This window comes from Providencia sp. UF-183, assembly GCF_058246155.1.
The window spans coordinates 124,336-138,982 of record NZ_JBSICD010000008.1 but is presented as its reverse complement, the minus strand read 5'-3'; the positions used below and the strand labels follow the sequence as shown (position 1 = coordinate 138,982).

General features: G+C 42.0%; 15 protein-coding genes. 10 read left to right on the top strand and 5 right to left on the bottom strand.

The window, feature by feature from the left end; genetic code table 11:
• Nucleotides 1-59 precede the first annotated feature (59 nt).
• From AC4IFT_RS09890 to artM, 6 genes are all read left to right on the top strand, one after another.
• Entirely contained in the window at nucleotides 60-959 is a 900-nt protein-coding gene (locus tag AC4IFT_RS09890) for a LysO family transporter (protein WP_490751238.1), read from the top strand.
• 51 nt (nucleotides 960-1,010) lie between these two features.
• Nucleotides 1,011-2,492 carry a DUF2867 domain-containing protein gene (locus tag AC4IFT_RS09885; RefSeq protein ID WP_490751237.1) on the top strand — a complete coding sequence of 494 codons (1,482 nt, stop codon included), beginning with the start codon at nucleotides 1,011-1,013 and terminating at the stop codon, nucleotides 2,490-2,492.
• A 98-nt stretch (nucleotides 2,493-2,590) separates the two neighbouring features.
• Nucleotides 2,591-3,319, top strand: coding sequence for an arginine ABC transporter ATP-binding protein ArtP (artP, locus tag AC4IFT_RS09880; RefSeq protein WP_490733026.1), 729 nt, complete (start codon nucleotides 2,591-2,593; stop codon nucleotides 3,317-3,319).
• A gap of 18 nt (nucleotides 3,320-3,337) precedes the next feature.
• Nucleotides 3,338-4,081 carry an arginine ABC transporter substrate-binding protein gene (gene artJ / locus AC4IFT_RS09875; RefSeq protein ID WP_490733027.1) on the top strand — a complete coding sequence of 248 codons (744 nt, stop codon included), beginning with the start codon at nucleotides 3,338-3,340 and terminating at the stop codon, nucleotides 4,079-4,081.
• 12 nt (nucleotides 4,082-4,093) lie between these two features.
• Complete coding sequence (artQ, locus tag AC4IFT_RS09870) at nucleotides 4,094-4,834, top strand: arginine ABC transporter permease ArtQ (protein ID WP_490751236.1); 741 nt, start codon at nucleotides 4,094-4,096, stop codon at nucleotides 4,832-4,834.
• Nucleotides 4,831-5,499: an arginine ABC transporter permease ArtM gene (gene artM, locus AC4IFT_RS09865; protein ID WP_490733031.1), complete on the top strand. Its 669-nt coding sequence runs from the start codon at nucleotides 4,831-4,833 to the stop codon at nucleotides 5,497-5,499. Before artQ ends, artM begins: the two co-directional genes overlap by 4 nt.
• Nucleotides 5,500-5,563: 64 nt before the next feature.
• Here artM and rlmC read toward each other — a convergent pair whose 3' ends face one another.
• From rlmC to AC4IFT_RS09850, 3 genes are all read right to left on the bottom strand, one after another.
• A complete protein-coding gene (rlmC, locus tag AC4IFT_RS09860; RefSeq protein ID WP_490751235.1) occupies nucleotides 5,564-6,697 on the bottom strand; it encodes a 23S rRNA (uracil(747)-C(5))-methyltransferase RlmC in 1,134 nt (377 codons plus the stop codon).
• A 9-nt stretch (nucleotides 6,698-6,706) separates the two neighbouring features.
• The gene (locus AC4IFT_RS09855; RefSeq protein WP_490733035.1) at nucleotides 6,707-7,222 is read right to left on the bottom strand and encodes a YbjN domain-containing protein; all 516 of its coding nucleotides are present in this window, start codon (nucleotides 7,220-7,222) and stop codon (nucleotides 6,707-6,709) included.
• Nucleotides 7,223-7,349: 127 nt separating this feature from the next.
• Complete coding sequence (locus AC4IFT_RS09850; protein WP_490733037.1) at nucleotides 7,350-7,685, bottom strand: YbjC family protein; 336 nt, start codon at nucleotides 7,683-7,685, stop codon at nucleotides 7,350-7,352.
• A gap of 158 nt (nucleotides 7,686-7,843) precedes the next feature.
• On the opposite strand from AC4IFT_RS09850, the gene AC4IFT_RS09845 reads away from it, so the two are divergent.
• Nucleotides 7,844-8,107: a GrxA family glutaredoxin gene (locus AC4IFT_RS09845; protein ID WP_219244186.1), complete on the top strand. Its 264-nt coding sequence runs from the start codon at nucleotides 7,844-7,846 to the stop codon at nucleotides 8,105-8,107.
• A 254-nt stretch (nucleotides 8,108-8,361) separates the two neighbouring features.
• On the opposite strand, the gene AC4IFT_RS09840 is transcribed toward AC4IFT_RS09845, so the two are convergent.
• Nucleotides 8,362-8,790: a secondary thiamine-phosphate synthase enzyme YjbQ gene (locus tag AC4IFT_RS09840; RefSeq protein ID WP_490751234.1), complete on the bottom strand. Its 429-nt coding sequence runs from the start codon at nucleotides 8,788-8,790 to the stop codon at nucleotides 8,362-8,364.
• 193 nt (nucleotides 8,791-8,983) lie between these two features.
• Between AC4IFT_RS09840 and ybjG the strand changes: the two genes are divergently transcribed.
• The 3 genes from ybjG to AC4IFT_RS09825 all read left to right on the top strand — a co-directional run bounded on the left by ybjG (nucleotide 8,984) and on the right by AC4IFT_RS09825 (nucleotide 13,203).
• The gene (gene ybjG / locus AC4IFT_RS09835; RefSeq protein WP_490751233.1) at nucleotides 8,984-9,592 is read left to right on the top strand and encodes an undecaprenyl-diphosphate phosphatase; all 609 of its coding nucleotides are present in this window, start codon (nucleotides 8,984-8,986) and stop codon (nucleotides 9,590-9,592) included.
• An 852-nt stretch (nucleotides 9,593-10,444) separates the two neighbouring features.
• Nucleotides 10,445-11,761, top strand: coding sequence for a serine/threonine transporter (locus AC4IFT_RS09830; RefSeq protein ID WP_490751232.1), 1,317 nt, complete (start codon nucleotides 10,445-10,447; stop codon nucleotides 11,759-11,761).
• A 74-nt stretch (nucleotides 11,762-11,835) separates the two neighbouring features.
• A complete protein-coding gene (locus AC4IFT_RS09825) occupies nucleotides 11,836-13,203 on the top strand; it encodes an L-serine ammonia-lyase (protein ID WP_490751231.1) in 1,368 nt (455 codons plus the stop codon).
• Nucleotides 13,204-13,275: 72 nt separating this feature from the next.
• On the opposite strand, the gene AC4IFT_RS09820 is transcribed toward AC4IFT_RS09825, so the two are convergent.
• On the bottom strand, nucleotides 13,276-14,481 hold the full coding sequence (locus tag AC4IFT_RS09820; protein ID WP_490733048.1) for a serine hydrolase: 1,206 nt from the start codon (nucleotides 14,479-14,481) through the stop codon (nucleotides 13,276-13,278).
• Nucleotides 14,482-14,647: the final 166 nt, after the last annotated feature.

Sequence of the window (14,647 nt, the reverse complement as noted above, 5' to 3'; positions counted from 1 at the left end):
AAATATAACTCATTGTTTATATTAACCAAGTTAATGGGATAACCACTAAGGATGCGGCGATGTATTCAGGACTCTTAATTATTCTTCTACCGTTAACACTCGGTTATCTTATTCCTATTAAAAACAAGCAGGTGCTCCATCGTGTCCACAAGTCACTAAACTCGATGGTGTATGTAATTTTATTTTTAATGGGGATAACCCTTGCACTGCTTGAAAACTTAAGCGAACACCTCTTTTCTATCTTAATTTATGCCATTACTTTTTTTGGCTGTATTTTTTCCCTCAATGTTCTCTCGCTGTTATTACTCGATAAGCTAGACCCGTGGAAAGTTCCGCAACATAAACAAGAAAAACCCCCATCACGCATCAAAATGGTGCTTGAATCCCTGCAATTGTGTGGCGTCCTGCTTTTAGGCTTTATCGTGGGTTTAACAGGCTTTGATTTTCTACATTATGCCGATAAAGGCAGCCAAATTGCTTTAATGCTGTTGTTATTATTGGTTGGTATTCAATTACGTAACAGCGGAATGAGCATTAAACAAATTTTAATTAACCGCCGCGGGACAACGATTGCCTTTGTAATGGGTGTAAGCGCGTTAGCGGGTGGAGCACTGGCAGCATTATTGCTTGGCTTACCCGTTAAAATGGGGTTGGCTCTCGCCTCGGGCTTTGGTTGGTACTCACTCACAGGGATCGTACTAACGGATGCCTATGGCCCAGTAATGGGGAGCGCCGCCTTTTTTAATGACTTAGCCCGCGAGCTAGCGGCCATCATGCTGATCCCCCTTATTATTAATCGCTACCGCTCAACCGCATTGGGCATTTGCGGCTCCACATCAATGGACTTCACCCTTCCTGTTTTACAACGCAGCGGCGGTGTTTCCATTGTGCCTGCCGCCATTGTTCACGGCTTCGTACTTAGTCTTATTACGCCAATTCTTATGGCCTTCTTTACATAGGTAAAATTTCAGTCACAATAGCCGTTAATTTGCGTGAAACAGGAAATTAACATGACAGAAAAACAACGTGTTTTAGTGTTGGGCGCTAGCGGCTATATTGGGCAGAATCTTATCCCCCAACTGATTGAACAAGGTTATGACGTTACTGCGGCTGCACGTCGTGTTGATTGGATGCTCTCTCAAGGTTGGCAAGATACGCGCTGTATCTTTGTTGACTTGCATGACCCAGAGACCTTAAAAGATGTCATGAAGGAAATCGATATTGTCTATTTCCTCGTTCATAGCATGGCCGACCAAGCTAATCTGATTGAGCGGGAACGTAGCGCTGCGCGTAATGTTCAACAAGCGCTTGAAGATTCAGGTGTTAAACACGTTATTTATCTCAGCGCACTCCAACATGGGCATACCTATTCCCCCCACCTGATTGCAAGACGCTTAACAGGGGATATCCTGCGTGAAAGCAATATCCCTGTCACTGAAATCCGCTCTTCAATTATTGTTGGGTCAGGCTCTGCAGCATTCGAAATCATGCGGGATATGGTTTACAACTTAGCGATCCTGACCCCACCACGCTGGGTACGTTCTAAGTCATCACCGATTGCGCTGTCGAATATCCTGTATTACTTAACACAATTGGCCAAAATGCCAACAAATGAAAACCGCATATTTGATGCAGGCGGCCCTGAATTTATTAGTTACCAAGAGCTATTCAAACGATTTATCAAAGTCAGTGGCAAACGCCGCTTACTGATCCCTATCCCAATCCCGATTAGCATGATTTCCGTGCATTTTATTAGCTTGATCACCTCAGTACCGCCGACTATTGCAAAAGAGCTGATTCAAGGATTACAACACGACCTTCCCGCTGACGATAAAGCGCTACGAGAGCTTATCCCGCAAACGTTAATTTCCTTTGATGATGCGGTAAGAACCACATTAGCTGAGGAAGCGGACGCGGTAGACAATGCGGATTGGGGTTATGACCCCGAAGTGAGAAAGCGCTGGCGTCCAGGTTATGGTTATTATCCAAAACAAGCGGGTTCAACTCTCGGCACAACGGCGAGTTCTGAATCCCTTTGGCATACGGTGCAGCAAATTGGCGGCAAAGACGGTTATTTTTACGCCAATGGCCTGTGGAAAACCCGCGCCATCATGGATGACATGATGTTGAATAAAGTAAAATATGGCCGTCCTGACAGAGAATACCTGCAACTTGGCGATGAAGTTGATGGCTGGCGGGTGATTAACCTCGAACCCAATAAGCAGCTCAGCTTACTGTTTGGCATGAAAGCGCCGGGGCTCGGTCGTTTAACCTTTACTATCCATGACAGTGGCAGCCGACGTTCTATCGATGTACGTGCTTGGTGGCATCCCGCGGGTTTTTGCGGCCTACTCTATTGGTTTGCCATGATGCCTGCTCACCTGTTTATCTTTAAGGGGATGGCAAAGCGAATTAGCGATCTCGCGTTTGAACGGGATAAACAACTCGCAAAGCAACAACAAGCAGCTCATCCAACCGAAAAACCTGACTAATTTTAGCGTAAAAACCAAATTTTTATGCAGAAATTATTGCATAAATATGCTTACAGGATTAATATCGCTGGTAGTTAAAAAGGATATTATTGGTAAGCATGAGCATTCAATTAAAAAACATAAACTGTTTCTATGGTTCCCATCAGGCACTCTTTGATATCAATCTAGAGTGCTCTGCTGGCGAGACGATGGTATTACTCGGGCCAAGTGGCGCAGGTAAAAGTTCGCTGCTACGTGTTCTCAATTTATTAGAGATGCCGCGTTCCGGTCATTTGAATATTGTTGGGCAGCAATTTGATTTTTCATCCACGCCGGATGCAAAATCTATTCGCGACTTACGCCAAAATGTTGGTATGGTATTTCAACAATATAACTTATGGCCGCACCTTAGTGTGATGGACAACTTAATTGAAGCCCCTTGCCGCGTCTTAAAGCTCTCTAAACAAGAAGCGTATGCCAAAGCGGCTAAACTGTTAGACCGTTTACGTTTATCCCAATTTGCAGACCGTTATCCGCTGCATTTGTCCGGTGGTCAACAGCAACGCGTTGCCATTGCACGGGCCCTTATGATGGAACCTAAAGTGTTGTTATTTGATGAGCCAACCGCAGCACTTGACCCAGAAATTACCGCTCAGGTTGTAGATATCATTCGTGAATTATCTGCGACAGGCATTACGCAAGTGATCGTCACTCACGAAGTGGAGATTGCTCGCAAAACCGCTAGCCGTGTGGTGTATATGGAAAACGGCCATATCGTAGAACAGGGGGATGCTAGCCATTTCGCAGCACCTCAAACTGACGCATTTGCAAATTATCTGTCACATTAATAGATATAGGATTAAGCAATGAAAAAAATTATATTAGCTGCGCTGCTGGGCGCTGTAACCCTATCGGCAACTGCTGCAGAAAAAGAAACCATTCGTTTTGCGACTGAAGCGACTTACGCACCGTTTGAAATGTTTGATAAAAACAATCAAATCGTCGGTTTTGACGTTGATTTAGCGAATGCGATGTGTGAAAAAATGAATGCGACTTGCACATTTACTCACCAATCTTTCGACAGCTTAATCCCAAGCCTGAAATTCCGCCGTTTTGAAGCGCTAATGGCGGGTATCGACATTACCCCTGAGCGTCAACAACAAGTGGATTTCACTGAAACTTATTACCCTAACTCTGCGGAATTTATCGCAGTGAAAGAAAAAATCAGTTCTGTTGACCAACTGAAAAACAAAAGAATCGGTGTCCAAAACGGAACCACGCATCAAAAATACATCATGGAACAACACAAAGGCATGACCACTGTTCCTTACGATAACTACCAATCTGCGGTTTTAGACCTGCAAAATGGCCGTATTGATGCTGTATTCGGTGACACTGCCGTTGCTGACGAATGGTTAAAAACCAAAGGCAACGAAAACTTAGCCGCTGTGGGTGAGAAAGTCACTGATCCACAATACTTCGGTATCGGTTTAGGTATCGCAGTGCGTAAAGGAAATAAAGAGTTGTTGGATAAAATGAATAAAGCCTTAGCAGAAGTAAAAGCTGACGGCACTTATGATGCTATCCACAAAAAATGGTTTCAACAGTAATCGATATAATTAATGAACAACCTTCTATTTTTAACAAGTGCCGCCGGTATCACCGTCGGCCTTGCTGTTTCTGCCCTAATCTTGGGTTTAATTCTTGCCATGCTATTTACCGCATGGGAGTCTGTCCGCTTTAAGCCAATTGCCTTTTTAGGCACTTGTTGGGTGACGCTAATTCGTGGGTTACCTGAACTACTGGTTGTCCTATTCGTTTATTTTGGGACATTACAGCTGATCAACCTACTCGGGGATGGCTTTGATATTAACCTCGGGTTTTGGCAAACCACCATCCAAATTGACCCCAGCATCTTCTTTGCCGATAGCGGTGAGTTTGATTACACTCCGTTCGTTTGTGGTGTCATTGCCCTCGCCCTACTGTATGCCTCCTATGCCTCACAAACCCTAAGGGGTGCACTCAAAGCAGTGCCTTATGGTCAGTGGGAAGCGGGTTTTGCACTCGGCCTTAAAAAGCGTACGATTTTCTTTCGTTTTATTATGCCGCAAATGTGGCGCCATGCCCTTCCGGGTTTAGGCAACCAATGGTTAGTTCTGTTAAAAGATACCGCTTTAGTCTCTTTAATCAGCGTGAATGATTTAATGCTACAAACAAAAACCATTGTTAACCGTACTGGCGAACCTTTTACTTGGTACGTTATAGTCGGTCTGATTTACCTTGCCATTACGCTGGTTAGCCAATTGGTATTAAAGCGCATTGAATTGAGAACGACGCGCTTTGAGCGGGGTGACTCCAAATGATTGATATGATCCTAAAAATTCTACCGGGGTTACCAACCAGTCTATCACTGACGTTCTGTGCATTAATTGTGGCTTTTCTGTTAGCGGGATTATTTACGTTAATTTTATCCCTTAAAACCAAAGTCATTTCGCAAATTGTGAAGGTGTATATCACCATCTTCACCGGTACGCCTTTATTAGTGCAGTTTTTCCTAATCTATAATGGCCCGAGCCAATTTAAGTCGTTGCAAAACTACCCTCTATTTTGGGAATTAATATCGACACCTTGGTTCTGTGCGATGATTGCATTAGCGTTAAACAGTGCCGCCTATTCGACGTTATTGTTCCACGGTGCCGTCAAAGCGATCCCATCAGGGCAATGGCAATCTTGCCAAGCGTTGGGAATGAGTAAAGTGCAAACCATGCGAATTATTCTGCCTTATGCCTTTAAACGCTCTTTATCCTCTTATTCCAATGAAGTGGTGTTAGTGTTTAAAAGTACCTCACTGGCTAGTACGATCACCATGTTAGATATCATGGGTTACAGTAGCCAAGTATTTGGTCAGACATGGGATGTGATGGCGTTTGTTGCTGCGGGGATTATTTATTTGGTGGTTAATGCAATCTTAACCATTCTGATGCGCTTAATCGAACGCAAGGCACTGGCCTTCGAGCACCGAAATTAATATCTTTAATTCAATACGTTAAAAAGCTTGGCTAAATACCAAGCTTTTTTTTCATCAATTCGTCTTAATTATTCTTTCGCTTTAACAACGTCAGTACTTCAAAGTGCGCCGTATGTGGAAATAAATCAAACAGCTGTACTTTACACACTTGATAGCCAGGCAACTGCTGTAAATCTTGCGCCATGGTTTGTGCATTACAGCTTGAATAGAGAATATATTCTGGCTGCATATGGGAAAGGTAATCACATAGCGCTTTACCTATCCCTCTTCGTGGCGGATTGACTAAAACCAACTGTGGGATATCCTGATTCGCAGTAGCAAAGTGGGTTGAATCAAGGGCTTTGAATTCAACATGCCTTAACCCAAGTTCATTCGCGGATTGCTGTGCACTGGCAATCGCTGGCGCGCTGATTTCAATGCCAGTTAAACGGGTGTCTTTTTCAGCGCAGTGCAACCCAAAACCGCCCACACCACAAAATAGATCCCACAAGCTATGAATATCTAATGCTTTAACCCAATCCCTCGCTGTTTGGTACAACTTAGCGGCAACGACAGGATTCGTTTGGAAAAAACCTTGCGGACGAATAAACAAAGGGACTTGATTAAACTCTTCACGTAGCGTGCGTTGCTCCGTTAAGAAAATCTCTTCCTCACCTTCCAATATTGCCATATGCACAGGCTGTATATTTACAGTGATCACCTCAAGTTGTGGTAATTGCCCTTGCAGCCAAGGTAATGCATTTTTAAGCTGTTCGAGTTTTTTCGCTGAACGCAATACAAAACGCAACATAAACCGGCCTGTGTGCCAGCTTTGTGTTAATAACACATACTTAAGTTCACCGCGCTTGCGCTCGATGTTATATGGCGTGAGCCCTGCCCTTGCAATAAATGGCGTGATCACACTGAAGACGTCAGCAAACGACGCGGGATATAATGGGCAATCTGTTAAATCTACACCCACCCCATCTTTCCCAACGATGCCTAAAATTGGCCTTTCAACACTCCCACTCACCACCATTTTGGCTTTGTTGCGAAAGCCTGTTTGAGGGCCAGTTACAGGTGCAGCAAAAATAGCAGGGTCGATTGCTGGCAATAACGCCGAAAGCTGCTGCTGCTTCTGGGTGATTTGTTGTTCAGGGGAGAGCTCTAACCATTGGCAAGAGCGACATTCACCCGCAATATATTTTTCACAGTGCATAATTAAAACTTAATGAATAATAATGGCGGGTTTATCATCTGGAGTGAGTTCGGAGTCATCTTCGCCGTTATCTTCATCTTCAATAAAATCATCTTGATTGGCATACAATAAATTATTACTGAAGATCTCAAAGACAATCGCTGAAATTTGGTCTTCTGCCTGCTGAACAAAATGGCAGAATTGGCGGTAAGTCATTCCCGCTTCTAAAGAAAATGATTGGCTAACAACTAATTTTGGCAAGTTTTCATCATTTATTTCGAGAAAAACTTTTGCTGTCAATGAACTAGCGTTAATTTGGCTAATATTTGCTACTAATGTAATAATTGCCGTAGGTTTTAGTTCGGCGAGTGCAGACAATACCAGCACATTATTGACGATATCGAGCTTCGCATCAAAAATCCCCTCAATATTTTGCATATGAGGTAAATGCAGCGCGGCACAAGAGTCGCACTCGAAATAAGATGTTTTGAGTTGATCTAACCATTCACGTAATTGTGCAATGTCAGGGTAACGAATAGAATCCATGGGCAATAACCTTCTTCAACTCAACAATAATAATGCAAAAACAGTTCGTCAGAGGATGGCAACATCCCCTAACACAAAAGCGGATAATTTTCACACATTGCTAGGGAAAATGCCAGTAAAACCACGGCTATTCGGGCTTTTCATCCTGCTTATCATCTTGAGTATTATTTTTTTTGTTTCTTGGGTTCTCTGACTGCTTATTATCAATGCCTAAAAAAGTGAGCCCGTGAATAGCCCGCCACACGATATTAATCATTGCAGGGATCAAGCACCCGATCGCGACCATAATGATGGCGACTATCACGCCCTGATGCATTAGCGGTTCAGGTAATGAAATATAGCCATTCAGTGTAAGTAAAATCATAATCAAGAGGATTATCCCAACGCCTTCTAAGATCAAGATGGGTTTTGGCATATCCGCCAATGAACGCATGGTTCTCTTTGATTGTGGTTTGTTATCCATTCGATACCCTTTTCACCGTTACCTGACGTTTTACTTCACAAATTATATGCCATACCTATAGCTATAAAAGGAAAATTCGACTTTTATTTCATAATTTATATAGGCATAGTATTGAGCATTGTAATTAGAATCTGAGTTTAAGATAAAAAGGAGATACTATGTATACTGTTATTTTTGGTCGCCCAGGCTGCCCATACTGTGTTCGTGCAAAAGAACTGGCAGAAAAACTGAAAAACGAACTTGAAGATTTTGACTACCGCTATGTCGATATTCAAGCAGAAGGTATTTCAAAAGAAGATTTATCTAAAACGGTTGGTAAACCTGTGGAAACTGTCCCACAAATTTTCATTGATGAGAAGCACATCGGTGGTTGCACTGATTTCGAAGCTTACGCAAAAGAAAATTTGAATCTTTACAAATAATTAGCTCAGCTAATTTTGTATTACCGCAAGCAAAGCATCTCACCTTTTAGGTTGAAAACATGCTTTGCTTGTTCTTTTTGTGCTATTTAACTTAAATCTCACCAAAAATTGCACTTTTTTTCATCAACCCGCGAACTTTCCTTTTTAGATGGAGTCTTAATTTATGCCACTGCTTTTCTTTGATGTCCCCATATTGAGGAGCCCGATAGCCAACTCTTTGTTTTAATGCTATCGGGTTTTTTATTGCCCATTTTTTAGCTAGCCATCTCACCTTGTAATGTAATGATTAACTTACGCTTTCCACCAAAATTTCGGTGTTCACACAAATAAATTCCCTGCCACGTCCCCATATTCAAACGCCCATTAGTCACAGGAATTGTTAAACTCGCTCCTAATAAACTGCTTTTTAGGTGCGCAGGCATATCATCACTACCTTCATAATCATGCTTAAAATAAGGTTCATTTTCAGGAACCGCCTTATTAAAAAAGCTTTCAAAGTCTTCTCGCACTGTATAGTCCGCGTTTTCATTAATCGTTAATGAAGCAGAAGTATGTTGAATAAATATATTCATCATTCCGATGCGCACTGTGCTAATTTCAGGAATTTGCCTTAAAATTTCCTCTGTCACTAAATGGAACCCTCTTTCCCGCGCATTAAGCTGTATCTGTTTTTGCCACCACATCCCTTTTCCCTTCCTTAAATGAGCACAACATCGTATAAGTTAAATAATTATTGAGTAATTCTTAAACCACACGTAAATTTGTCGCGTAATGCTATCAATAATAAGACAAAGGGACTTTACCTGTGAAGCTTGAGACTTTAAGCTCTGTTTTTCTTTGTCTTACTGACCCACTCTCTGTCTGAGGTACGAAACTGTGCTGGAACAACTCAATCTTGATCTCTTTAACCTGATCAATGCCACACCAGAAACTGCAAGCGGAACGATTGCGATAGCAAATGTGATTGCTAAACGCTTAGTTCTTATTTTTCCATTATTTACACTTGCTTGTTGGTTTTGGGGTGCCCAGCCAAACATGACTCGCCAACGTGCTTTTGCCTGTAAAGCAGCGATAGCCATTGTGTTAGGGCTCGCTATCTCATGGCTAATTGGTTATTTTGCCCCTCATGATCGCCCATTTGTGATGGGGGTCGGCACTAATTTCTCTGATCACGACGCAACACCATCATTTCCAAGTAATCACGGCACTATCGTGTTCACCTTTGCATTCGCTTTCTTATTCTGGCTACGGACTTGGGTTGGCCTTGTGATGATGATCCCTGCTATTGTAATCGCATGGTCACGAATTTACCTTGGCGTTCACTGGCCTTTAGACATGGCAGGCGCGTTTATCCTTGCTATCGTTGCCTGTGGTTTAGCCCAAATTTTGTGGTCACTCGGCATTAATAAAATCCAAGCGCCAATCACCCAACTCTATCATTTAATCTTTGGTTCATTCATTCGCAAAGGTTGGTTCCAACCTTAATCATTACTTTTTAAGTACTGGTGGCAATAAACACCAGTACTTTTCCACTATTAAAAAGTTGCGCCAAATCAAACTTTCTCTTTATTTTTTTATCGTCATATAAAATTAATTTTAAATTATCAAATTAATTAATAAACAACTGTGTAACAAATATTTTGTTACCTTTTTTAATTATTTTTTTCGACGCAAAAAAAGTGCGCTAAATACTATCTTAAAAACCAAAATTTAATTAATATGTGCCCCTAAGTTTAATGCAAAACCGCCTAACTAATCACTCACTAAACTATTATTTAAATATTTAATTAACGGATAAATATCAATGCATTAGTACTATATTTTTATGTATACAATGTAGCAGTATCACAGTACAGCTCAATAAATAGATTGATATAGATTACAAATCAAACAACGTAAAAATATTCATTAATATAATAATATTTTTCCAGCAGGATATTATTCTGCCGCTGTTTGTTTTAATGAATTGAATTTTTTAAACGCAAAACATATGACAACCAACAAACTTAAGTTAAATTTCATTAACAATTTTATAAAATCTAATGTTTATATGTAATCTTAGGGGATATTTCTCTTTTGAGATAATGATCACGGCATTTTATTCTGGTAAAATATAAATTCACACCCTCAAAATCCAGATTTAAAAATTACTGATAAAATTACAAAACTGATTGAAAATGAATTTAGTATCGATTTTAGTTTTATTTCCAATCGGATTGTTACGTAAAAGAAAACTCTTGTTATTAAGTGATTATTCGTACCAAAAGATTAAAACCCAGTAACGCCATTGGCCGTTACTTTAAATGAATTTTTTGACTTTTATTTTTGGAGACTATTATGGATACAACAAAAGTTGGTTCCATCGACAAAACAGCCTCGCAAACAGGAAATAGTAAAGCTTGGCGCAAAACTGACACAGTATGGATGCTGGGTTTATACGGCACAGCTATCGGTGCTGGTGTTCTGTTTTTGCCTATTAATGCGGGTATGAGCGGATTACTTCCTGTTCTATTGATGCTTGTTCTAGCCTTCCCAATGACCTTTTTTGCACACCGTGGCTTAACACGTTTCGTTCTTTCAGGTTCTAAAAAAGATGGCGATATTACTGAAGTTGTTGAAGAACACTTTGGGCGTACCGCAGGTAACTGGATCACCCTGCTGTATTTCTTTGCCATTTATCCTATTCTGCTCGTTTATGGCGTTTCTATTACCAATAACGTCAATAAATTCCTAACCGAATTATTAGGTGTTGGTGCGCCACCACGTTGGTTACTGGCCTTAATTCTAGTTGGTGGCGTTATGGCTATCGTTTCTTTCGGTGAAAAATACATCGTTAAAGTAATGAGTATGCTGGTATTCCCATTCATTGCGGTACTGGTTGCATTCTCTTTATATATGATCCCTCACTGGTCTGGTGATGTTCTGAATACCTTAACTTTCGACGGTATCGCAGAAGCGACCAAAAATACGGGCGGTCAAAGTATTTGGATCACCATTTGGTTGACTATCCCAGTCATGGTATTCGCATTTAACCACTCACCAATTATCTCTGCATTCTCTGTCGCAAAACGTGAAGAATACGGTGATGAAGCAGAACAAAAATGTTCACGCATTTTAGCATCAGCACACATCCTGATGGTTCTGACAGTCATGTTCTTCGTGATTAGCTGTGTGTTTACATTATCTTCAGCTGACCTCGCACAAGCAAAAGCACAAAACATCAGTATTCTTGACTATCTGTCAGGCTACTTTGATCAACCATTCATCAAATACGCTGCGGCAATCATTGCATTCATCGCTATTATCAAATCATTCTTAGGTCACTACTTAGGTGCTCGTGAAGGTTTCAATGGCTTAGTTGAACGTGCATACCGTGCAAAAGGCAAAACGGTTGATATTCGCAAATTAAACCGCGGCACCGCTATCTTTATGTTAGTGACCACTTGGATTGTGGCGACATTAAACCCAGGTGTTCTGGATATCATCGAAAGCCTTGGTGGCCCTGTTATTGCTATCTTACTGTTCTTAATGCCAATGTATGCTATCAGCAAAGTCCCTGCGATGCGTAAATACTCAGGCAAAATCAGCAATGTATTTATCGTAATTATGGGTCTGGTCGCTATCTCTGCGGCAACATATAAGTTATTCTTCTAATTGAAGCCCCAGGTAGCTATTAATAATGATAGCTACCTGATTTCAATGACTTTCTACAAAAGGAAGCACTGAATATGATTAGTGTATTTGATATCTTCAAAATCGGTATCGGCCCTTCAAGTTCCCACACCGTCGGCCCAATGAAAGCGGGCAAACAATTCGTTGATGACCTTATCGCACAAAATTTACTGGCTAACACAACGCGTATTGCCGTTGATGTTTATGGCTCGCTGTCTCTGACAGGTAAAGGCCACGCCACCGATATGGCTATCATCATGGGTCTTGCGGGTAACTTGCCCGATACTATTGATATTGACGCTATTCCTGCATTTATGCGCAACGTCGAACAAACAGGTAAACTTTTACTTGCTCATGGGCAACATGAAGTCGATTTCCCTATCGATGGCGGCATGAACTTTCACAGCACAAATTTACCACTCCATGAAAATGGCATGACAATCACCGCATTTGCGGGTAATGATGTTCTGTATACCAAAAATTATTACTCGATTGGCGGCGGTTTTATCGTCGATGAAGACCATTTTGGTCAAAGTGATGAAAACGCAATCCAAGTCCCTTACCCTTTTAAATATGCGGCCGATTTGCAAAAGCATTGCAAAGAAACGGGTTTATCACTTTCTGCGCTCGTTATGCAAAATGAATTAGCGCTACGCAGTAAAGAAGAGATCCAGCAATATCTTTCTTCTGTCTGGGACGTAATGAAAGCGGGTATTGAACGTGGCGTGACGACAGAAGGTTTATTACCTGGGCCACTGCGTGTTCCGCGTCGTGCAGCAGCGTTACGCCGTCAACTTGTCACCACGGATAGCACCAACATGGACCCAATGGCGGTTATTGATTGGATCAATATGTACGCCCTTGCTGTCAATGAAGAGAACGCCGCGGGTGGGCGTGTAGTAACAGCGCCAACTAACGGTGCTTGTGGCATTGTCCCTGCGGTACTCGCCTATTACGATAAATTCATTCGCCCTGTGAATGAAAACTCCTATACTCGCTACTTCCTTGTTTCCGGTGTAATTGGCGCATTGTATAAAATGAATGCCTCCATTTCAGGGGCTGAAGTAGGTTGCCAAGGTGAAGTGGGTGTTGCCTGTTCAATGGCGGCTGCGGGGCTTGCGGAGCTAATGGGCGGTAGCCCTGAGCAAGTGTGCATCGCCGCTGAGATTGCGATGGAGCATAACCTCGGCCTGACTTGTGACCCTGTTGGTGGTCAAGTTCAAGTACCGTGTATTGAACGTAATGCGATAGCTTCTGTTAAAGCGGTTAACGCCGCGCGCATGGCGTTACGCCGTGTCAGTGACCCACGTGTTTGTCTCGATAAAGTGATTGAGACAATGTATGAAACGGGTAAAGACATTAATGCTAAATATCGCGAAACCTCCCAAGGTGGTTTAGCGATAAAACTCGCGCACTGTGAATAATTTATTCACAAACTGACAAAAAAACGCCTGCAATTTTGCAGGCGTTTTCGTTAATTGGATATAAATACTAAATCAACCAAAAATCGCACTCCACCAGCCACTGATGGTTTTCATGATGTAATCCCAAATACGCCCGAAGAAGCCCGCTTCTTCAACCGCGGATTTTGCCACAAGTGGGTGCTGTTCAATCACTTCATCATTTAGAATAAAGTTGATCGTCCCGACCGCTTGGTTTTTCGCTAATGGCGCTTCTAACGAATCATTAGTCATCTGAATATCCACTTTCAGGTTTTTCAGTTGGCCTTTAGGAATCGTCACTGAAACATCATCGGCTACGCCCAAGGCAACTTCAGAGGTATCACCAAACCATACACGCTGCTTTTTCAACGTTGCATCTGCTTTGATTGGGGTAACCGTTTCGAAAAAGCGGAAGCCCCAAGTAAGCAGTTTTTCACTTTCAGTAAAACGTACACGATCACTCGGCGCACCAAGCACAACGGAGATCAAACGCATATCCCCTTCAGTTGCCGATGCCACTAAGTTATGGCCTGCGCCACTCGTGTGCCCCGTTTTCACGCCATCCACCTTTAAGTTTTGATTCCATAACAAACGGTTACGGTTAGGTTGGCGAATTTTGTTGAAGGTAAATTCTTTCTCTTTATGCAGAACATATTCATCAGGGACATCGCGGATCATCGCTTGTGTTAATAACGCCATGTCACGTGCAGTGCTGTATTGCCCTTCGGAATCAAGGCCATGCACTGTTTTAAAATGTGTATTTTTCAAACCAATCTGTTGTACATATTGATTCATTAAACTCACAAATGAATCTTGGCTCCCTGCAACATAGTCCGCAAGGGCAATACTGGCATCGTTACCCGATTGAATAACAATCCCTTTATTTAAATCCAATACCGAAACACGGTCTTTTGGCTTCAAAAACATCAATGAAGAGCCTTTCAGGACAGGGTTTCCTGTCGCCCATGCATCTTCACCAACCGTCACCATGTCCTGCGTGGTTATTTTCCCTGCCTTCACAGCCTGTCCCACTACATAACTTGTCATGATCTTGGTTAAACTGGCTGGGTCTAAACGTTCATCAGGGTTACCTGATGCTAAGATTTTCCCACTGTTGTAGTCCATTAGGACATACGCTTTGGCATCGATTTGAGGAGCAACCGGTGTCTCGGCCGCGTAAACACTGGTGCTAACGGCAATTAAAAGACTCAACCCAATACCAGCACGGTGGTTTTTTAGGGGCAATAATTTTTTACTCATCGGTTATTCCTTCACTTAACTTAATACTGCACATTTAAAATAACTATCGTTGTACTCACCATCACTAAACGATGAACCCTTCGCCGTGATAAAAATTGCTAACTCATCATAATATAAGGCTTTATTTACCTTATGACCACCGATAGGAAATAAAGATTTGCCTGAA

Excerpts from the sequence above, each read along its gene's own strand:
- AC4IFT_RS09825 (WP_490751231.1), top strand. The coding sequence starts at position 11,836 with ATGATTAGTGTATTTGATATCTTCAAAATCGGTATCGGCCCTTCAAGT.
- artP (WP_490733026.1), top strand. The coding sequence starts at position 2,591 with ATGAGCATTCAATTAAAAAACATAAACTGTTTCTATGGTTCCCATCAG.
- artQ (WP_490751236.1), top strand. The coding sequence starts at position 4,094 with ATGAACAACCTTCTATTTTTAACAAGTGCCGCCGGTATCACCGTCGGC.
- AC4IFT_RS09890 (WP_490751238.1), top strand. The coding sequence starts at position 60 with ATGTATTCAGGACTCTTAATTATTCTTCTACCGTTAACACTCGGTTAT.
- AC4IFT_RS09855 (WP_490733035.1), bottom strand. The coding sequence starts at position 7,222 with ATGGATTCTATTCGTTACCCTGACATTGCACAATTACGTGAATGGTTA.
- AC4IFT_RS09840 (WP_490751234.1), bottom strand. The coding sequence starts at position 8,790 with ATGTGGTGGCAAAAACAGATACAGCTTAATGCGCGGGAAAGAGGGTTC.
- AC4IFT_RS09820 (WP_490733048.1), bottom strand. The coding sequence starts at position 14,481 with ATGAGTAAAAAATTATTGCCCCTAAAAAACCACCGTGCTGGTATTGGG.
- artJ (WP_490733027.1), top strand. The coding sequence starts at position 3,338 with ATGAAAAAAATTATATTAGCTGCGCTGCTGGGCGCTGTAACCCTATCG.
- AC4IFT_RS09850 (WP_490733037.1), bottom strand. The coding sequence starts at position 7,685 with ATGGATAACAAACCACAATCAAAGAGAACCATGCGTTCATTGGCGGAT.
- AC4IFT_RS09845 (WP_219244186.1), top strand. The coding sequence starts at position 7,844 with ATGTATACTGTTATTTTTGGTCGCCCAGGCTGCCCATACTGTGTTCGT.
- AC4IFT_RS09885 (WP_490751237.1), top strand. The coding sequence starts at position 1,011 with ATGACAGAAAAACAACGTGTTTTAGTGTTGGGCGCTAGCGGCTATATT.
- artM (WP_490733031.1), top strand. The coding sequence starts at position 4,831 with ATGATTGATATGATCCTAAAAATTCTACCGGGGTTACCAACCAGTCTA.
- AC4IFT_RS09830 (WP_490751232.1), top strand. The coding sequence starts at position 10,445 with ATGGATACAACAAAAGTTGGTTCCATCGACAAAACAGCCTCGCAAACA.
- rlmC (WP_490751235.1), bottom strand. The coding sequence starts at position 6,697 with ATGCACTGTGAAAAATATATTGCGGGTGAATGTCGCTCTTGCCAATGG.